The sequence below is a fragment of the Parageobacillus sp. VR-IP genome, from assembly GCF_013357975.1.
GTDB lineage: Bacteria > Bacillota > Bacilli > Bacillales > Anoxybacillaceae > Saccharococcus > Saccharococcus caldoxylosilyticus.
In genome coordinates this window covers 260,421-281,329 of the sequence record NZ_JABVYQ010000002.1, presented here as the reverse complement: position 1 = coordinate 281,329, position 20,909 = coordinate 260,421, and the positions used below count along the sequence as shown (strand labels likewise).

At 43.2% G+C, this 20,909-nt stretch carries 15 protein-coding genes; 10 read left to right on the top strand and 5 right to left on the bottom strand.

Features of this window, described 5'->3' with window-relative positions; translation table 11 throughout:
* The first annotated feature begins 84 nt into the window (after positions 1–84).
* Complete coding sequence (gene ssb, locus HT574_RS06875; RefSeq protein ID WP_017436452.1) at positions 85–432, top strand: single-stranded DNA-binding protein; 348 nt, start codon at positions 85–87, stop codon at positions 430–432.
* Between the two features lie 173 nt (positions 433–605).
* Here ssb and HT574_RS06870 read toward each other — a convergent pair whose 3' ends face one another.
* Positions 606–1,016, bottom strand: a complete 411-nt coding sequence (locus HT574_RS06870) for a helix-turn-helix domain-containing protein (RefSeq protein ID WP_175243993.1) — start codon at positions 1,014–1,016, stop codon at positions 606–608.
* A gap of 210 nt (positions 1,017–1,226) precedes the next feature.
* Here HT574_RS06870 and HT574_RS06865 point away from each other — a divergent pair, with 210 nt between their 5' ends.
* From HT574_RS06865 to HT574_RS06835, 7 genes are all read left to right on the top strand, one after another.
* On the top strand, positions 1,227–1,727 hold the full coding sequence (locus tag HT574_RS06865) for a hypothetical protein (protein ID WP_175243992.1): 501 nt from the start codon (positions 1,227–1,229) through the stop codon (positions 1,725–1,727).
* Between the two features lie 499 nt (positions 1,728–2,226).
* Positions 2,227–3,540 (top strand): C40 family peptidase, encoded by a 1,314-nt coding sequence (locus HT574_RS06860; RefSeq protein WP_217499459.1) that lies wholly within the window; start codon positions 2,227–2,229, stop codon positions 3,538–3,540.
* A 422-nt stretch (positions 3,541–3,962) separates the two neighbouring features.
* Positions 3,963–5,108, top strand: a complete 1,146-nt coding sequence (wecB, locus tag HT574_RS06855) for a non-hydrolyzing UDP-N-acetylglucosamine 2-epimerase (protein ID WP_175243990.1) — start codon at positions 3,963–3,965, stop codon at positions 5,106–5,108.
* A gap of 160 nt (positions 5,109–5,268) precedes the next feature.
* The gene (locus HT574_RS06850; protein WP_254698608.1) at positions 5,269–5,592 is read left to right on the top strand and encodes a hypothetical protein; all 324 of its coding nucleotides are present in this window, start codon (positions 5,269–5,271) and stop codon (positions 5,590–5,592) included.
* Positions 5,593–5,947: 355 nt separating this feature from the next.
* The gene (locus tag HT574_RS06845; RefSeq protein ID WP_175243988.1) at positions 5,948–6,097 is read left to right on the top strand and encodes a hypothetical protein; all 150 of its coding nucleotides are present in this window, start codon (positions 5,948–5,950) and stop codon (positions 6,095–6,097) included.
* Positions 6,098–6,417: 320 nt separating this feature from the next.
* The gene (locus tag HT574_RS06840; RefSeq protein ID WP_175243987.1) at positions 6,418–7,824 is read left to right on the top strand and encodes an N-acetylmuramoyl-L-alanine amidase; all 1,407 of its coding nucleotides are present in this window, start codon (positions 6,418–6,420) and stop codon (positions 7,822–7,824) included.
* A 131-nt stretch (positions 7,825–7,955) separates the two neighbouring features.
* Positions 7,956–9,875: a S8 family peptidase gene (locus HT574_RS06835; RefSeq protein WP_175243986.1), complete on the top strand. Its 1,920-nt coding sequence runs from the start codon at positions 7,956–7,958 to the stop codon at positions 9,873–9,875.
* A gap of 40 nt (positions 9,876–9,915) precedes the next feature.
* On the opposite strand, the gene HT574_RS06830 is transcribed toward HT574_RS06835, so the two are convergent.
* Positions 9,916–13,581, bottom strand: a complete 3,666-nt coding sequence (locus HT574_RS06830; protein WP_175243985.1) for a S8 family peptidase — start codon at positions 13,579–13,581, stop codon at positions 9,916–9,918.
* A gap of 208 nt (positions 13,582–13,789) precedes the next feature.
* Between HT574_RS06830 and HT574_RS06825 the strand changes: the two genes are divergently transcribed.
* Together HT574_RS06825 and HT574_RS06820 are read left to right on the top strand one after the other, a co-directional pair.
* Positions 13,790–14,794 carry a C40 family peptidase gene (locus HT574_RS06825; protein WP_175244203.1) on the top strand — a complete coding sequence of 335 codons (1,005 nt, stop codon included), beginning with the start codon at positions 13,790–13,792 and terminating at the stop codon, positions 14,792–14,794.
* A 291-nt stretch (positions 14,795–15,085) separates the two neighbouring features.
* Entirely contained in the window at positions 15,086–16,972 is a 1,887-nt protein-coding gene (locus HT574_RS06820) for an S-layer homology domain-containing protein (RefSeq protein WP_175243984.1), read from the top strand.
* Between the two features lie 34 nt (positions 16,973–17,006).
* Here the strand turns inward: HT574_RS06820 and murJ are convergent, their stop codons facing one another.
* From murJ to csaB, 3 genes are all read right to left on the bottom strand, one after another.
* A complete protein-coding gene (gene murJ, locus HT574_RS06815; protein WP_175243983.1) occupies positions 17,007–18,530 on the bottom strand; it encodes a murein biosynthesis integral membrane protein MurJ in 1,524 nt (507 codons plus the stop codon).
* 68 nt (positions 18,531–18,598) lie between these two features.
* The gene (locus HT574_RS06810) at positions 18,599–19,771 is read right to left on the bottom strand and encodes a glycosyltransferase family 4 protein (protein WP_175243982.1); all 1,173 of its coding nucleotides are present in this window, start codon (positions 19,769–19,771) and stop codon (positions 18,599–18,601) included.
* A gap of 23 nt (positions 19,772–19,794) precedes the next feature.
* Positions 19,795–20,907 (bottom strand): polysaccharide pyruvyl transferase CsaB, encoded by a 1,113-nt coding sequence (csaB, locus tag HT574_RS06805; protein WP_175244202.1) that lies wholly within the window; start codon positions 20,905–20,907, stop codon positions 19,795–19,797.
* Positions 20,908–20,909: the final 2 nt, after the last annotated feature.

Below are 20,909 nucleotides of genomic sequence, written 5' to 3'. Positions count from 1 at the left end.
AATTCAAAAATCGCCATTTTACGATGGAATCGATGTCATTTATGATGAAAATGCAAGGAAACGAAGGGGGAGATGTGGAGAAACATGATTAATCAAGTGGTGCTCGTCGGCCGGTTAACGAAAGATCCGGAACTTCGCTATACCGCCGATGGAGCAGCAGTCGCTAACATTACGTTAGCAGTAGCAAGAAATTTCCGCAATGCAGAAGGGAGGGTAGATACTGATTTCGTCCCGTGCGTCCTTTGGCGAAAGACAGCAGAAAACACGGCCAATTATTGCCGAAAAGGCTCGATGATTGCGGTGACGGGACGGGTCCAAACGCGAAACTATGAAAACAAAGACGGACAGCGTGTCTATGTCACTGAGGTAGTAGCGGAATCTGTCCGCTTTATCGGCACCAGCAAAGTGAATGAATGGTTCGAGCATGCCTGAATTTCCTCTGTATTTCCCCATGTTTTCCTTTCCAAATCATTGTCCCCAAGAGAAAAAGAATATATTTTCCCCAAAAAGTCCCCAACGATGGCGCTAGCACGATTATGTTAGCGCTTTTTTTCTGCGGACATAGCAATGCGCGGCCAGAAAAAATGATATGGGAACGCCCTTCTTTATTTGATGGCGTTGGAAAACTCTTTGATGATGGTGGAAATCATTACTTCAGCATGTTTTCGTTTTTTGTTTGGCGATTGTGCCAGCGAATAAATTGCTTCTTCGATGTTGGGGTTTTGCTTCAAATAATTGATAATATCGAGCGTTTTTTCGCCAATATCGTCCGTTTGGTACCATTGTCTTACCTCGCGCAACAGCTCCTTTTTGGAAGAATCCCTGCCGATTAAAAAGTCGATGCTCACGTTGTACAAGTTGCTTAGTTTTTGCAGGGACTGCACATCGGGAAGCAAGTCGCCATTTTCCCATTTGCTAATTTGCGAGCGCGATATATTCAAGTATTGCGCTAATTGTTCCTGCGTCCAGTGCTGCTGTTTGCGCAAATATTTTAGCCTTTCGCCTAAATCCATCATTATTCACCACGCTATCAGAAAATCCATCAATAACTTAAAGGTAGAAAAGCGTGGCGGAGACTTGTGTTCTGTTTATAACCATTTTCTGATTTGTTCCGATAAAGAACAAAACCATTCTTTACCCCAAGGTTCGACACTTTTTCATTCACTAGTTACATGGTATAATAAGTAAAAATGAGTAAATATTTACTATAATTAGAAAAAAGGGGGATGATGGTGAATATTTATCTCGCTGATTTAATGGTTCGTGAACGGAAAGGCTCGAAACGGAAAAAGGAAACGTATCGCATATTTATTAAAGAGATGAAAAATCCGTTTTCGATTCGGTTGAAAACGATTGCACCGACGAATTTTACCGATTCGCTGCGGTTTTTAAAAAGCGAGGAAAACCGTGATCGCTTTTTAGGAGAGGATACGCTGTTCCGTACGATTATATGTTCCAGTGATGCTCAATTATATTTTGTGTTTAAATGTGTCAATCAATTATATATGTTTATCGTAAAGCTGGATTTGCAAAGGAAAAAGTTTGAAATCACCCTCTACGAGTGGAACCAGCTGCAGCAAAAATATCTCCGCGTTCATACCAATGAACTATTGGCGATGGAAAGAAAGCTGATTTATGAAATCTTGCAGTCTATTTATATTTTTGATCATAAGCGCATTTCCTACTTGTATACGTGTCCGGCGAGAAAAAACAACAAAATGCTGTAGTTGGGCTGCCCCAAATGTTTTCCCTGATGGCACGCATTTTCCATGGCATGGCGATAATTTCGTCAGCATCACCCTGTTTCGTTGCTTTGTCCCGTAGGTGTTACAGCTGCTCTTCCGAAATTAAAAAAACTCTTTCTATTAGGAAGGAATTTCCGTTATACTAGTAAATAAGAATTATAGATGAATAATATGCATAGTCAATTTTTAGTCTTTATGCGTGTCGAAAAAGGTAATATAGCTACGAAGGTTGTCATTCTTTTGTATGATATAGGAGCCTGGTTTTACATCAATTCCTTTTTTTCGACATGATCACCATGGCGAATTCTACTTACCGCGTGAAAGCAAAAGAGGTAAAGCGAAATCGGCGCGTGGACGTTTGATGTTGTGAATGTTCAAGAAAAGATGCGAGGGATGAAAGCAGGAAAGGAAGAGGGGGATCGCTGTGAGTATCAGGCCAAGAGATGTTGTGTTAACGACCGCTTTCGTTTCGGCGTTGTTTATGATGCCAGATGACGGGAAAGCAGCAGAATGGAAGGTTGGGATGAGTTCGCCGCAAGTGAAAGAGCTGCAGCAGCTCTTGAAAGAAAAAGGATTTTTCACATATCCGACTGCGACGGGATATTTTGGACCGATTACCGAGCAGGCCGTTAAAGCGTTTCAAGCATCTGTCCGCCTGCCGGCGACCGGCATTGTCGATGATGCTACATATGCGAAATTGAAAGGAAGCCTCGCCGTCAATGCGGCCATGAAAATCGGCTCGCGTGGAAACGAGGTAAAAGTGCTGCAGCAAAACTTAAAACTTCTTGGTTATTTTAAGTACCCGGAGATTACCGGCTATTTTGGCGTAATCACCCAAGACGCGGTGAAACGGTTCCAGCAGGCAAACGGGCTTTCCGCAACCGGGGTGGCCGATGCCCGCACGTTGCAGCTGATTCAAAACGCCATGCGCCATCTGTCTGCCACATCGGTCAAACCGCCTCAAGCCAATGTGCTGAAAATCGGCTCGCGGGGGGCGGAAGTAAGCAAACTGCAGCAAAACTTAAAACAGCTCGGCTATTTTACATATCCAAAGATCACCGGTTATTACGGAACGGTGACGGCCACCGCGGTCCGGCAGTTTCAAAAACAATATCAGCTGCCAGTGACCGGCGCGGCTGATGGCGCGACAATCGCGAAGATCAATGAGGCGCTGAAAAAACAAGCTCCATCCCATCCGCCTGCTTCGCAAGGGACCATCTATCTAACGATCGGTTCGGCAGGCGATCAGGTCAAACAGGTGCAAGTGAAATTGAAACAGCTCGGTTATTTTACCTATCCGGAAATTACCGGGTATTACGGGGCGATTACGGCGGACGCGGTGAAGCGATTCCAGAATAGCGCCGGCCTCAAAGCGACCGGCGTTGTCGATGCGGAAACATATGAGCGATTGACGGGGCAGGCGCCGCAGCGGAAACTGGATGTCATCGAGCTTGTCGCCGATGCGTCCGAGCTTCTCGGCAAGCCGTACGTTTGGGGCGGCCAAACGCCGGAGGTGGGCTTTGACTGCAGCGGGTTGATTGTATATTTGTTTAAAAAGCAAGGCATTTCTTTGCCGCGCACGGTAGCGACGATTTGGAACGTCGGTACGCCGGTTTCCTCTCCTTCGGTTGGCGACATTGTCTTTTTTAACACCAGCCAATCCGGTCCGTCCCACGCGGGCATTTATATCGGTAATAAACAATTTATTCATAGCGGCTCTTCCACTGGCGTTACCATCAGCAGCCTGAATAATTCTTATTGGAAAGCGTGTTACTTGGGCGCAAAACGATACTAATGGGAAAAAATGATGGACGTTTTATTCAATGAAAAGGGATGGCTTGGGGTTTTCCGGAGCTGTCCTTTTTTTACGAAGCGTTGTTCGTTTCTAAATATACGCATAGCAATGCATGTTTGCCATCTAGAATGCTAAGCTATGGATATGAATCATTTTTCGAGCATGATGGAAAGCTTTCGGCCTTAGGAGTTGTCGCGATCGCACCAACCCCACCCCCTAAATTTTACCAAAAAACTTGCTTTCTCCGACTCAAGTCCCCCTCATAGCTATCTAATTAGTAAAGAAGAACCAATTTTTCTATTGGGAAGCATTCAAGTTTATGGAGAACGAATGCGCTAATGGTTGAGAAAATAGAAAGGTTATGATAATGTAGGGAATGAAGTTTGCACCGGATCTAACATTTCATATTGTAGGTGAAAGTAATGGCAGATAAAATTAAAGTAATGGCTATTTTCGGCACAAGACCGGAAGCAATTAAAATGGCACCGCTTGTATTGGAGCTGAAAAAACATTCGGAACTGATTGAACCGATTGTCACCGTAACGGCGCAGCATCGGCAAATGCTGGACCAGGTGCTAGAAATTTTCCATATAAAGCCCGATTATGACTTAAATATTATGAAAGACCGCCAAACGTTGACGGATATTACCGTCCGTGCTTTAGAAGGTCTCGATGACGTGATGAAAAAGGTGAAGCCGGATTTAGTGCTGGTGCACGGGGATACGACAACGACGTTTGTCGCCAGCCTCGCGGCGTTTTACAATCAAATCGCTGTCGGGCATGTTGAAGCCGGGTTGCGCACGTGGAATAAATATTCACCATTTCCTGAAGAAATGAACCGTCAGCTTACCGGTGTGATTGCCGATCTTCATTTTGCGCCAACGAAAAAAGCGTACGAAAACTTAATCCGTGAGAATAAAAAACCAGATTCGATTTTTATTACGGGAAACACGGCCATCGACGCGTTAAAAACGACAGTGACCGAAGATTATCAGCATGATATTTTAACGAAAATCGGCAACGACCGCATGATTTTATTAACTGCCCATCGCAGGGAAAACCTTGGCGAATCCATGCGCAACATGTTCCGCGCGATTAAGCGCATTGTTCAAGAGCATGAAGATGTGCAAGTCGTTTATCCCGTTCATTTGAATCCGGCGGTACGTGAAGTAGCCGATGAAATTCTTGGCCATGATCCGCGCATTCATTTAATCGAACCTTTAGATGTATTTGATTTTCATAATCTTGCCGCGAGAGCGTTTCTTATTTTGACGGATTCCGGCGGCGTGCAGGAAGAAGCGCCTTCGTTGGGGGTTCCGGTATTAGTGCTTCGCGATACGACGGAACGGCCCGAAGGCATCGAAGCGGGAACGCTGAAATTAGCGGGAACCAACGAGGAAACGATATACCGCATGGCCCGCGAGCTGTTGAATAATCGAAACGAATATGAAAAAATGGCGAAAGCTTCGAATCCATACGGAGATGGGCAAGCTTCCAAACGCATCGTGCAGGCCATTCTTTATTATTTTGGCAAGGCAGAATCTGCTCCAGCTCCTTTTACTATTTAGACAAAATATGGATCAGTAATGGAAAATAAACGTTGTATCGAATATTAGGAAAATGAATCATCACTTTAGGAGGTAATATATCACTATTATGTTCAAGAGCCTTCCGAACGGAATAAAAATAAGCATTACGAGGTCTATTTCGGCCGCCTTTGAGAAATATATGGAGATGATTCAATGGGATGAAAAAAAATATAATTTAGAGGACTTTATTGCGTACTGGCGGGATTATGCGCAAAAAAATGCTTCTTGGTTCAAGAAAATAGATGATGAGATCAAGTCTAACCCAGATTTTCACGAAGAGTTGGCTGCAAAAATAAACGAAGTGATTGAAAAGGTATTGACAGAACCACCGACAGAACAGGAAATGAAGGCGCTGGACAGTCTTATTGCTCAATTGGGGATGGATGATATTGACTATACGTGTAGAATGGAAGCAAAGTACCATATCGAACGGCTGAAGGAAAAATTAACATCGCAATCGTAATTCTCAAGGAATGAACATATCATGAACAGGCTCCCTTGAAGTAGACAGAAAAAGCTGGCGGTTTGCAAAAGTATTAGCCACGAAGTCTGTGGCTGAAGTGATTGGGATGAAGCGGAAAACGGTTTTGACCCAAGCCGACAGGGAGCTAAGCGCCAATGCGGTGTTTGTCCATGATATTTAACGGAACAAGAGTGAATGACTGCACGCAGGTGTAGGAAAAACTCCCTAGTATGCCAGAACCTGCTGACTTGAATGGTGCAAAAGTTCAGTTTAGGGGGTTTTTTTCATATTTTTCCCGAGAAGTCTTCCTCTTCTAATCAAAGGGAAGGGGAGATGAATCGGGAGATTTTTATTTATGAAAAGCGAACATATGTTCTATATCTGGCTATCCTATCAGGCGGGGGAAGGAAAAGTTTTCCTGTTTTGCGGCCAAAACGGATTCGGATCGATGGTGTGCCCGCATCACAAGTCTGCCTGTGTTTGGATGAATGTCTTTGATGAGTAAAGGAACATCTCTTCTCTAATGCGGCTGCTGGACACTAAAAGCGAACTGCAAAAGCAAACAAAAGGAAAGATTCCCCCTTTACAGCCAATCGATTCAAGTGGTCTGCCACGAATGCCTCTTCGCAAGAACCTCGCGCACCAAGCCATCCAACAAGGACATGCTGATGGTTATCCCTACAAGATGAAAAAGTACTTCCATACGAAATGTGAGAAATATGACCCAAAATCTATGATAAGGAAAAGGAACCATTTTTTATTTAGAAAACATGAATTTTGTGGTAGAATAGTAGAAAAATATATCAAAAAAGGGAGAAAGGATGTATGAGAAAAGGAGTATTTGTCGCTTTTTGTCTGTTGTTGGCCGCAGTACTCATCAGTCCTGTTGGTCATACTAGCGCTGCTCCATATTTTCGTGATGTTGGCACGACTCATCGTGCTGCAAAAGAAATTTATTATTTAGCGCAAGGGAAAATGGTTCAAGGCAGTTTATCTGGATATTTTTATCCATCTAAAAATGTGACAAGGGCAGAGGCTGCGGCCATTATCGGAAGAACGCTTAATTTCGATGGAACGCAGAGAGCAACGAAATTTAAAGATGTAGGAAAAGGAAATTTTGCTTCGGGATACATACAAGAAGCAGTTGAAAAAAACATTATTAGCGGTTACAAAGATGGTACTTTTCGTCCTGATCAGTTTGTTACGCGGGGAGAAATGGCGCTGCTTATCAACCGCGCTTATTCGTTTGGCGGAAACACGATATCGACAGCGATCCAGCAACTAATGGCGAAAGGGATTGCCCAAGGGCTTGCAGATGGGACTTTTGGTGAAGATCAACCGATTATACGTGCCGATTTTGCGGTGTTTATTGCAAGAGCCATTAATCCAAAATTCCGGGTCGATTATCAATTCACAGCTATTCAACAAGCAACGGTAAATGCGTCAACTTTGAATGTCCGTCAAGGACCATCCACCAACTTTGACACTTTGTCTGTATTGAAAAAAGGAGAAAAAGTAGAGATCTTACATATTATCGGTAATTGGGCATATGTTCGCGCTTCGGGAATAGAAGGTTTTGTACATACTGCTTACCTTAGTGGAATGAGTACATCTAATCCAACGGACCGGCTGTTGCAATATGTAAAAACGCAAACTATTATCATCGATCCCGGACATGGTGACCATGACCCTGGAGCAGTGGCAAATGGATTAAAAGAAAAGGATATTAATCTCAGCGTCGCTTTAAAAGTAAAGTCATTATTTGAAGGTACAGGATTTAATATTGCTTTAACACGCGAAAAAGATGTATTTGTTCCGTTAAGCGGCAGGGTTGATTTTGCGAAAAAGATGAATGGAGATATATTTGTCAGCATCCATACGAATTCAGGCGGCGGAACGGGCACGGAAACGTACTATTATAGCGCGGCAGCGACAAATCCATATGTAGAAAAAAGCAAAAAGCTCGCTCAATGTATCCAAAAACGGTTAGTCGAAGCGTGGAATGCAGCGGACCGTGGAGTGAAAAAAGGAGATTTGCACGTTCTTCGGGAAAATAATATGCCTGCGGTTTTAGTGGAGTTAGGTTTTATTGATCGTAAAGAAGATGCCAAAAAGTTAGGCTCTTCATACTGGCAGGGAGAAGCAGCGAAAGCTATTTATCTCGGAATATTAGACTATTACGCATCCGAATCAGGATTGAACTTTCAGCCTTTATACGACCGTGTTCAGTAAAATATTTATAACGCCGTGTTCAATGAAATAGTAAAGAAATAGTAAAATAGAGAATAATAGCAGATTTTCTTGCATGGAAATAGTAAAATAGAGAATAATAGCAGATTTTCTTGCATGAGAGGTTATTTCATATGAAAAAATGGCGTCTCGTTTTTTTTAGTGCTGTTCTCGTGATGATGAGTTTTCTGCCCGCTGCTTCCACTTTTGCATCTGAAACAAAGCGGATCAATGTGATTATTCTTTTTAAAAAGCATGTTGACGAAAAAGCAGTGGAACAGCTGCAAGGAAAAGTGTATCAGCGGTTTGACGTGCTTCCAGCTTTATCTGCCAATGTGCCGTTGGCTTCTATGGATCTTTTAGGGCAATTACCGGGAGTAGAATACATTCAGCAGGATGAAACCATTACGATTGACGGACAGGTGGTAGACTGGGGCATAACGAAAACAAAAGCAACCGGCATGCACGTCCGTGGCGTTACGGGTAAAGGCGTGAAGATCGCCGTTTTAGATACAGGAATTGATACGAATCATCCCGATTTACATGTATCGGGCGGTGCGTGCATGTTATCCTATTGCCCTAATGCTTATAATGATGATAACGGACACGGCACCCATGTGGCAGGTATTATCGCGGCGAAAAATAATCATATTGGGGTGCTTGGAGTAGCTCCGGAGGCAAGCATCTATGCGGTGAAAGTATTGGACCGCTTCGGCGAAGGAACGATATCGACTGTTTTAGCAGGGATTGAATGGGCGATACAAAACCATATGGATATTATTAACTTGAGTTTTGCTGCTTCAGAAAGTTCCCCTGTGCTAAAAGAAGCCATTGATAAAGCATATCAGAAAGGAATTTTGGTGGTCGCGGCGGCTGGAAACAACGGCAACGAAAAAGGAACAGGAGATACCGTCGAATATCCTGCGAAATATGACAGTGCGATCGCCGTTGCGGCCATCAACAACCAAAACGTTCGCGTTGCTTATTCTGCAACAGGCCCAGCAGTCGAAGTTGCAGCGCCTGGAGAAAACATTTACAGCACCGTTCCTGTTGCCTATGATTTGGACGGCAATCCGGATGGATATACATGGATGGCGGGGACGTCCATGGCAGCTCCATTTGTCAGCGGTATATTAGCCTTATATAAGCAGCAGTATCCGAATAAAACCAATGTCGAACTTCGCCAAATGTTAAGGGCAAATGCGATGGATTTAGGCAAGCCTGGAAAAGATGATTGGTACGGCTATGGATTAGCACAGGCAGAGCAAAATAAACCGCCGCAGCTGAAAGTGAAGCTGCAATCCAATGCAGCGGGAGTAGTAAACTTTTCTGTTACGCCGCTTGCTGACAGTATTCAAGGATATAATGTGTATCGCGATGGAAAGCAAATAAAAAAGCTGCAGTCTAGTTCGTCATTTACAGACTACGTGCTCAAAGGAACTTACCACTATCAGTTTTCTTCTGTATATAGCGATGGAACAGAATCAGCATTGTCTAATCCGATCACCGTAACCCTTTCAGAACCAGATTACAAAGATTTGACAAACAATATTTGGTACACGCCTCACATTGTTTATTTATTCAGCAAGGGAATTGTTACTGGATATAATAACGGTACGATCAAGCCTAATGATTTTGTAACGCGTGCCGAAGCGGTAACGATGTTAGGACGGATGTTGCATTTGGATTCGACAAAACGGTCTACCGTTTTTAAAGATGTGGGCTCTGCTAATTCCGCGTCTGGATATATTCAATCTGCATATGAGCGAGGGTTGGTAAATGGGTTTCCAGATGGTACGTTTCGTCCGCAACAGCCTATCACCCGCGCGGAAACAGCAATGCTGTTAGCGAAGGCGTACCAACTCCCTAGCGCTTCTTCCATTACGTTTAAAGACGTTACCAACAAGGTGACGGGGCATGCGGAAATTTATAAAATGGCTGCAGCAAACATTACAAAAGGGTATCCCGATGGTACGTTTAGACCTTATCAGCTTGTGAAGCGGCTAGAGCTTTTCGTTTTCATCGCCCGCGCTGAAAATGACATATTCAAATAGAAGGCTGCCTCCCTAATGGACGGCAGCCTTCTTGGCTTTGTTATTCTTTTCGCACAATGAGTTTATATGGGTTAATGCTTGCATTGCCAAATGCATCTTCCACTTTGATAAAGTATTTTCCTTTCTTTAATTTTAATTTCAAATATTCGGCGTCCCCGCTGATATAGTAATCTGCTTTTCCAACTTGTTTGCCTTTTGCATCATAAACGCTGATCACCCCATCAAGGTCGGAAGGCAGTTCGAGCTTAAATTTATATGCTCGTTCTTCATTCGCCGTAAACACATAGTAATCAACATCGCCGTTATTGTTGGTAACATTCATATAACCGGTATTATAGAATGTGTTTTTATTCGGTTTTTTCAATGGAAGCGGTTTTGATGGAATGTTATTTTTCACCGTCGAATTTTTGTCTTCATCTTGCAAGGAAGCTTTTGCCAATGTAAATTGGTATGGCATTAGCGAAGTATCTCCGAAATAATTCAGAGTAACGATAAAGTATCCTTTCGGTTTCGCCGCTTTAAAGGCACCACGCTCTGCTTCATTGGAAAGGCCGCGGTCGGTTATCCATTCTTTTCCTTCCTCTTCCTTGTCTAATTTTTTGTTGCCATTCGTATCTTCGATGACAATCACTACCGGGTCAATCGGCGTTAACAGTTTTTTTGGCAGTTTGGCGTATTTCGCAGGAACGCTTAGCGGAGTCACCGCAAATCCGTAAAGCCCGTTTTGGTCTGGTTTGAAGTAGTAAATATCTATATCTTGGGCGGAAGCAAAGTTTCCTGTAATTGCTTTTAGTCTGATGTTTGTTGCTTTTTCAAAGTCATCGTTATTCTCGAATTTATCTGCTGTATTGCTTGCCAGCAGCGTCGACGTAAACGTATAGGCTTTCACGGATGGACGATACATTTTTTCCGATAGTTGAATATAGTAAGTTTTCCCGCCTTTTAGACCGATTTGATAGCGATCTTTTGGTTCAAAGCCGTAATCAGAAAGGTTAGAACCGAGATGGGAGAATTCTTTTTGTTTTTCGTTATAAACGAATATGCTCATGCTTGGAACCTCATGGTTTTCATCTGCGGCAAAGCGGAACTCGTAAATTCCGTTTTGCTTAGGCGTAAAGGCGAACCAATCTTCATCTCCGCTGTATTGAAAATATCCGTTTACCGTTTGGCTTAAATCATAAGGTTGTGCCGCGTTAAGAACGTTTTCGATCCCATCGTCCTCGCTAGAGAACATCCCTGGATCCGAGATAACTGCGCTTCGTTTCTCTTTTAATGCTTCTTTTTTCGCTAAATATGCTTCGATGTTTCCTTTCGTTAGCTCTTCTTCCGGCATTTCCTCTTCCATTGGCAAACCATCCTCATCTGCTGGCAAAGTGGTTGCATCAATCGTTAACTGGTAAGGCAAGTGAGAAGAGAAGTTTCTTGTTAAATCCATTTCCGGCTCTCCAAAAAGGGACGTCACCAATGGATCAAGGGTTGGTTTATTCGTAACCTCAATCATATATTCCATGCCCGGCACCGCATTAAATGTGAGTTCCTCCCCTTCGCCGTACCCTTTCATGTTGACGGAATCAATCATAAATTGATTTTCCGCCGGCTGTTCACCAGGTTGTTCTTCAGGCTGTTCTTCGGGTTGTTCTTCAGGCGTTTGCTCCGTTTCTCCGTCAGAGCTTGGTTCTTCTTCCAGCTTTTCGATGGCATATAAGTTGATGGTGGAATCAATTCCAGGCACTCCTGTTAGCGAAACATGAACCGTTTGCTCCGTTCCATCCTCCGATTCTGGTACTGTAAAACGGAAGTAATCGCTGTCTCCCGGCAGCGGTTTTGTTTCTTCTTCCTGTTCTGTATCTTTCGGAGCTTCTTCTTTCGCAGGCTCTTCCGTTTTTATACTTTCATCTGTTGGGGCTTCCGGGTCTGTCAGCTCGTTTGTAAAGAAAAGTGGTCCATGTTCGCGTTGCGAATGATATGGCAATGATTGAATAACGAAAGGATTTTTTGCATTGTTGCCATCGTCGAGTTTGTTCTTTGTTCGGTCAATGGAAAGGGTATAGCGCGATTTCCCGCTTTCGTTATAGTTGCCGAGCGCGTCTTTTACACCGATCACCAGCGTTCCATCTTGCGGGGCTTCAAATAAGTAGCCTTCTTCTTTACCTTGCAATGTATCATTCACTGGCACTTTTGTAGACGGTGCTGTTTTGCCGGCAGGGAAGAATAAGATGTCCAATTTATAGTCGTAGTCGGCGGATCCTTTCAATTTTGTTTGAATGTAATCTCCTTTTTGAACTTTCAATTGATACCAGTCCGTTTGATTCAACTTCTTAATGGTGCCAGTTTGTACAGAATAGGACGTTACGTTGATGTTTTTTGCCTTCTTTAACAAATCTTTTTCCGCAATATTCGGATTGGCTGGGATGTTTTTGGGATTAAACTGCAGCGCCGCAACCGGATTGACTAAGCCATAACCGTATTTGAGGTCGTATCCTTTTTCCCCCAAATCTTTCGCCGTCTTATTTAAAATATAATTAATTTCATATGGTGTCAGCTTTGGATTTTTCGACAGCAGCATCGCTACTGTTGCCGTCACCATTGGCGTTGCCATGGACGTTCCGCTTAGTTTTGCAAACGTTGATTTTTTGTCGATATCGTAAATGGAACTGTAAATATCTTCCCCAGGGGCGACGACATCGACAGCAGGGCCATAAGTAGAGAAATCAGCGAGTTCATTCTTTGCATTGGTTGCTCCCACTCCGATTACACCTTCAAAAGCAGCTGGGTATTCATATGTATTGATCCCGGAGTTGCCAGCTGCGGCGACAACGGTAATGTTTGCGGCAACGGCCTTTTTAATCGCTTCTTCGACAATAGGAGAAGGGACAGGGGAACCTAAGCTTAAATTGATCACTTGTGCCTTTTGGCGAATCGCTTCTAAAATTCCTTCTGCCACAATGTAATCGGAACTGAAAAAGGAACGGTTAAACACGTCGATCGAGATAATTTGCGCATTTGGGAACACGCCATATCCACCGATCCCGTTTCCTTTCTCTCCTGCGATGATTCCGGCAACGTGCGTGCCGTGAACATCAACGGCTCCTTTTTGCATAGGATTCATAACATTATAGTTTGAAATAATTTTATTCTTTAATTCAGGGTGATGGACGTCGATTCCGGTGTCGACGACTGCTACTTTGACAGGATGCTTGCCGGCTAGTGCAAGAGCTTTGTTTACTTGCAATGTTGTAAGATGATACATGTCGTAGCTTTTTGCATCATCGACAGCGGCTCTCGAAAAATATGCGCTGCGTGATACAGAAATGACATTTGGATTTTTTGCATAGGCGCTAACGACATCTTCTAACTTTTTCTTTCCCGTTATTTGCACGACATCATAATGCAAAGAAGAAATTCGTCTGACAAGTTTTGTTCCAGCTTTTTGGTGTTCTGTTGATGAAAGTACATTTTTATACTTGACAATCAGCACAGTTTCGCTAAACAACTGTTTTTCCTTATCCTTTTGCACCGTGCTTGCTTTTACTTCGTTTGTGGAATGATAAAGGCCAAATCGATTCAACAGTTGGTTAGCGGTTTCTTGTTGTTTTATTTCCGCGGCAGAGACAGAGACGTTCGTGTAAGGGAGAATTCCCACAAATGCTAAAGATAAAGCCATTCCTAAGGTAAGTAGTTTTTTAGATTGGTTTCTCTTCTTCAAAAAAATTTCTCCCTTCTAATTTAATTTAAAGATTATCACTTTTTCGTAATATTATCATATTTTTGAAGAAAATCCCTCCATTTTTTCAAAGAATTCATTTTGAGTAATATATTTGTAATACATATGTAAAACAGTAATTCGCTAAAATTTGTTAAAATTTCTTTATAATTGTTAAAGTTTGAGAAAAATCGTCGAGAATAGGCAGGTGATGATGGTGAAAAAAGCGCTTTCTTTTTTGCTGATGCTTACATTCCTCATTAGTGGCCTTCCGAGAGCTTACGCGGAAAACACCCGCGATGAAGTTGTAAAAATGGCAAAAGAACAGCTTGGCGCTCCTTATCGATTCGGTGGTACTACCCCAAGCGGATTTGATTGCTCCGGATTTGTTCAATATGTATTTGATGCAGTCGGAATTGCGCTGCCGAGAACAACCAGTGAACAATATGAAACGGGAGTTGCCGTAAACAAGGAAGATTTGCTGCCTGGTGATTTAGTATTTTTTAAGAATACATATAAGTCCGGAATTTCTCATTCAGGCATATATATAGGAAACGATGAATTCATCAGCGCAACAACGAGCCAGGGCGTCTCCAGAGCATCCATAAACAACCCGTATTGGGGGCCAAAGTTTGCCGGCGGTAGACGCGTCATTAAAGAGCCGCTTCCACCTGGGCAATTTTATGATGTCAGTCCGGATCATCCGGCATATCAAGCGATCAGTGAGCTAGGCAAAGCCGGAATCATCCATGGATTTGAAGGTTCTTATTTCAAACCGGACCTTCCCGTTACAAGAGGACAAGCAGCTGCGATATTAAATCGCTATTTAAAACTACCTGCCCCTTCGACAAAATCGTTTTCCGATGTTTCGTTAGGAATGTCCTTCGCAAAAGACATTGCCGCCATGAAAGAAGCGGGAATTATATTCGGCTATAAAGATGGTACGTTCCGCCCTTATGAAAATATTACAAGAACGCAAATGGCTGTCATTATCGACCGCGCGTTTCGACTTAGTCAAAGTCCAGCCATTGCCGGAGCGGCGGTTAAATATAATGATGTACATCCAAGCTTTTGGGCATATTCGTCGATTATTGCGATCAAAGCGGTCGATCGTACGGGGGTATTTAACAGCTCCAGCTTCCACGGCGGCATGGATGCAACAAGAATGGCCTTTGCATCGGCGGTTTACAGCGCGATTCAGGCCTCTCAAAAATAAGCAAAACGGCACGGAGCTTCATGTGGGTTCACTTCGTGCCGTTTTTTTTTGTCCATTTGTCACTTATGAATGACACCATAGCAATCATGCAAAAGGATAGAAAATCCAGATGATGATGATGGATTTAACAGAAAAAATAGGTCGTACAGGAAATATTTAAATTTCGATTCTTACATATTTTTGTCATATTTGATAGAATAAAATAGAATGATGTAGGAATTAGGAATCAATTTCTTTCATAGTACATATTTATCGAAATCTACTAAAACATAGCAGGAAGGAGTAGAAACATTGAGGTTACTTGCCAGTCTTTTTTTAGTTTTTAGTTTATTGTTTACTAATATTTCCGTTTCGTTCGCAGATGATATTACAGGAATTGCGCTTGAAGAAGAAATGCGTGCGATGGTGAACCAAGGAATCGTTGAAGGATATCCTGATGGCCATTATCGTCCTAACGACCCTGTCACTCGCGGCCAGTTTGCTACATTTGTTGCCAGAGCGTTACAGCTTCGGGAAGGATCGGGACACTTTTCCGACGTGTCGCCATCTTCAAAATTAGCCGATGGCATTTACAAAGCGAGCGCGGCGGGAATCGTTCAAGGATATTCGAACGGCACGTTTGGCGTGTACAATAAAATTACAAGAGAAGAAATGGCGGTAATGATTGACCGCGCGCTAGATTATTTAGGAATAGAGAAAAAGCAGGCATTGCTCGACCATTTTACTGATGTGAATGGGCTCTATTCGACTTCAAAAATTGCAATCTCTCATAATGTGTATTATGGCATTATTCGTGGAATTCCAAACACGGATGGAAAAACGTTCCGCTTTGACCCGAAAGCGTATGCGACAAGAGCGCACGCCGCTGCTTTTCTTTATCGTTTGCTTGAAGTGTGGGCGGAGCAGGCGCCGGAAATGGCGTATCAAGTCGCTGCCATTCAAAACGGGCAATTAACGCCGCTGCCAAAGCGCTACGCTACGTTTGCGCAGGCGGAAGCAGCCGTTACGAATTGGGCTTCGCAAGTGATTATGCAAGGCACCAAAATTGTTAAAATGGCTAGCGGAAACGTCATTGCCCAACCGTCTCCTGGAAAATCAACCACAATAATCTATGAATCTACTTTAAGCAAGTCCCTTACGTATGTTGCGCCAAATACGGAAATGAAATATTTAGGCGCGGACGAAGAAAAAGTAAAAGTGCAAATCGCCAATACGATTGGGTATGTGAAACAGTCGGAAGTGATGCTTGTGCCAACGGCGTTGCTGCAAGGCCGGTCGTATTATATGGCGAAAAAAGGGGAATTGTATCATTACATTTACAAAACGACAAGCAACAAATACGCAGTACCCTATCTGTACGGAAAAGCCCCGTCGTTTATGCAAGATGGGCAAAAGTATTACAGTTGGGACGGCGAAACGTTTTATAACGAGGCAGGCAAGCTCGTCGGCACGGCATATCAATACTTTAACGTCCTGCCAATTCGTACGAAAACAAATTATACAGCTGAAGAATTGAATAAGTTTGCCGCCGCGAATCGCTCCGACAGTCCGCTGAAGACGTTAGGAGAGGCGTTTAAAAAAGCAGAGAAAACATACAACGTCAATGCGCTTTATTTGTTGGCGCATGCGATTCTTGAGAGCGATGGGGGAACTAGCCAAATTGCGAAAGAGAAGAAAAACTTATTCGGCATTCAGGCGGTTGATAGCGATCCGCTCAACAGTGCTATGACATTTAATTCCTTTGAAGATTGCATCAACTATATGGCACAGACGATGATATCGAATGGATATGCCAACCCAAAGAGCTGGAAGTATAATGGAGCGGTTCTTGGTGATAAGACGATTGGTTTTAACGTTTTTTACGCGTCTGACCCATATTGGGGGCAAAAAATTGCTGGACTTATGTATCAGGCTGACAAATTTTTAGGCTGGAAGGACTGGGGTAAATATACCATTATGGGAACGACAACAGAAGGAGTCAAAGTTCGTCGTGAACCGAATACGAATGAGTCTCCATTGTACACATATAAGTTGAATAACACTCCGGTTATTAAGCTGGGGGAAACAGCGAAACAGCCAGACGGCTACGTTTGGTATAAAATCCACACCGATTTGCCTACTGGTGAGGACGCATATATCCGCAGCGACTTATTAGAACCGCTGCTAATCGCAAAATAAACGAGGCAAGCAAGCAGCTTGCCTCGTTTTTTTGTTATACTACCCTCTGTTTGGTTTTGACCATACGGAGAAGACGGTAAAAACCATCGCGATAAAAGAAGTAGGTGCCAACCATATAGAACACGACTCCAATCGGCACCAGAACGGCAAGTTGAAGAAGGGAGTACCAATGTCCAACGGGTGTCCAGTATTTTACCACATATAATGAAACGGCCATGATAGCAGTTGGCAGACTGACGCGGGCAATCAACCAAAATAGTTTTTTTGTTTCCCCCTGTTCAAACTCTTTATATACGGAAATGGTGCACGCCGTTAAATAATAGAAGGAAACAAGCGAACTAGATAAAGCTAGTCCAGGGTAGCCAAGCGGTTTCACCAATAAATAATCTAATAATGTGTTTAATACGATGGTCGTGACGCTAATTCGCAGGACAATCGCCGTTTTTCCCTTCGCGTACATCGATTTTGAAACAATATATTGCAGCCCTTGCGTAACAATAAGAGGCAAATAAAACAGCAAAGCGATGTACGTGTTATGGGTGTCTTCCGCTGTAAATCTGCCTCGTTCGTAGACAAAGGAAATGGCGGTGTCACCTACAAACAGCAATCCTGCCGCAATCGGCATGAGTGTCATGAGAGACAATTCCATTCCCGTAAAGAACGTTTGTTGAAACTTACGTTGATCGTCTACCTGCTCGGATAACAGTGTAAACAAAATGGCGGCGATGGTCGTACCGTAAATGGTATGGGGAATGCTGACTAACAATGATGCGTTATTTAAATATGTCACTGCCCCTTCTATGGTTCCAGAAGCAAACATTTTATCGATAAACATGTTCATTTGTCCAACAAACGCGTTTAATAATGACGGTACAAGCAAGACGAGAAACGTTTGGCGAAATTCTTTATCCACTGCAAATGTCGGCGACCAGCGATAGCCGCTTTTTTGTAAGTAGAAAAACATCAGCACAATGCCTAATATAATGCCAAACACAAACCCGTAAGCAAGGCTGTATATTCCCCACACATCCGAAAAAAGAAGAGCAAACACCGCTCCCATTAAGGTGGCAAGCAGTTTCGAAATTTGCGATGGTACGAAAATGCGCCGTCCTTGCAAATAGGAATCAAGAATTCCGTTTAAGGCAATAGCGCTCATGAATAGGAAAAAGATTTGGGTAATCTCGACAGCGACTTTTTCTGTCGTCGGCGTCATATTGCCAAAAATAATCGGGACGAACGAAGGAACGAAGAAATACCCAATGACCGTAACGAGAAGGAAAATTGACACTGTTGCGTTCATAATGCCGTTGGCGTTTTGTTCCGCTGCTTCAGGATCCTTTTTTTTCTTCTGTATATATAAAGGAAGAAACACGTTATTAAATCCGCCGGAAATGATCGCCAACACGAGCGTAATAAACGAAAATGCCAATAAATAGCCGTCTGTGTATTCATTTGCCCCAAACTGTTTGGCAATAATGCTCTCGCGAAGAAAACCGGATAATTTGACGAGCAACGCAAGCAACGTAATCCAAAGCGCTGTTCGTTTTAATGATGACATCTGTCTCACTTCCTTATAAAAAAATCGAAAAAAGGCTGTCTCTAAAGGGCTACGAGACAGCCGCATTTTTATTGCTGTAACGCTGCTGCATAGATTTCTTCATACTTTTTCGCTGCAGCCAAGTGGGAATATTCCTCTTCAATTTTTCGTCTTGCTTCTTTCGCAAGCCTTTGTCCGATTTCCGGATGATCAAGCAAGTAAATGATAGCTTGGGCAAGCTGATCGACGTTTTTCTCTTCTACCAGAAGACCATCTTGCTCATGGCGGACAATTTCTTTTAGACCGCCGACGGCGGAAGCGATGAGCGGGGAGCCAGATCCCATCGCTTCGAGAGCGGAAATGGACGTCGCTTCCTCTACGCCCGCTGAATGAACGCTTGGCACAAGAACGATATCCGATAGCGCATAATATTCTTTAATCGCTTCATGCGGAATCGCTCCTAGCAACTTTGTTTTCTCTTCTAATCCTTTTTCGTGAATCAGTGATTTTAATTCTTGAAAGGCTTCGCCCATGCCGGCATAGACGAGCATCGTATTCGGATATTTTTCGAGCACTTGCGGAAGCGCGAGCACAGGATAAATGACGCCGTTTTTCTTCGTCAGACGCCTTGGAACAAAAATAATGTTCGTATCTTCGGCAAAGCCGTGTTTGCGGCGGTAAGCAAGACGATTTTCTTTATCTGGCTTAAAACTGTTAATGTCAATAAAGTTGCGAATCGCTGTCGCCTCTACGCCTGCTTTCTCAAAAACATAATTTTTGATGCGCTGGTCGACCGTAACAATTTTTCTTGTTTTTGTATAGGCTTCGACTTCTTTTTGCAATAAATAACGGGCTTGCCGGCTTCCTTCCACAACAGAGCCGCGGCTGATTGCTTCATATGTCATATATCCATGCACGGTCGTGACGGTTGGAATTCCCGTTTCTACCGCCGCAAGCGTTGCGAATACTTCTTGGGCGTTAATGATGTCGTATCCTTTCGATTTATGCTGTTCGATCAAGCGATAAAGCATTTTTTGCCGGACGAGATGGCTCCAAATAATTCCGCTGCCTTTCGATAGTTTGTTCAAAATAAAGCTTGGCCCTTTTGCGAGTAGATTTTGGCTTACAGGGCTAATATCGCTAAACGAGAGAACATCGACTTCATGTCCTCTCGCTTCTAATCCGGCTTTTAATGTGGTGACATGGGTCGATAATCCTCCAGCGTGAGGATAATCGAAGACGGTAGCTAATAATATTTTCATCTTTCATCTTCTCCTTAAGAGAATTAATGTACGAGAAATTTTTCCTTTAACAACCGAATGTTTTCCATCGCATCTTTGCGCATGGATTCGGCGTTTTTCTGCACGATTTCGCTTAATTGGTCGCGATGGCTGAGCACGTATTTGGCGTTCGCAATCAAACGTTCCACGTCGATTTCTCCTAAGCGGAAAGAATATTCCCACATTCCCGAGCGTTTCAATAAACTTTCCACTTTTTTATCATAGCTGATGCCGATGTGCGGGACTCCAGTAAGTGCGGAGAAAATGAGTGAATGCAGTCGCATGCCGATTGTCATCCGGCAGCGGCTAATAAAGTGCAAATATTGGTTTGGAGTAAAGTCCGGACCAAGAAGATGACATGCGCCTTTCCGCTTCATTTTTTCTATTACTTGTTTGGAGGCTCTCACGTCATGATGACCTTCCATCGGCACGAAAACAGGGGTAATAGTTTCTTCCTCTATTAAGCGATCGAGCGCTTCCGCCAACTGTGAATAATATTCCTCATGGTGAAACCATGGCCGGACGGAAACAGCAACGAGCTTTTCGTCTCCTTTTAACGGAAGGCTATCAAAGCAGGCATCATCCACTTTATGTTTAAACGCAAAGACGATATCCGCTGTGACAACTGTCTCTGGTTTGGTGACTCCGAGTTTATGCAGCAATTCTTTCGAATATTGGTCACGTACGGTAATAAAGTCCGCCATATTGGCGAAAACTTTCATTAATATTTTTCCCCATGTCGTATTTACAGGACCGATGCCTTGCGAGAAAAACATTACTTTCGTTCCACAAAGCTTTGCAAGAAAGACAATTAATAAATAATAAGGAAGAGGTCCGAATAGAAATCTCGTCGGATATGTATCTTGCAGCAATCCTCCTCCTCCGCTAATGAGCAAATCCGCTTCGCGTAATGCTTTGATTTTTTTTCTATTATCATGACGCCATCCGCGGTAAACACTTTTCACGTTATGCGTTTTTGCCGTTTTTTCTGGAGAAAGAGAAAATACGGTGATTTCCGGATGATCCAATTCTGCGCGAAGATTGTCGATAATCGCTTCCAGAATCGCTTCATCTCCAGTATTTCCAAGACCGTAAAAACCTGAAATAACGATTTTCAAAG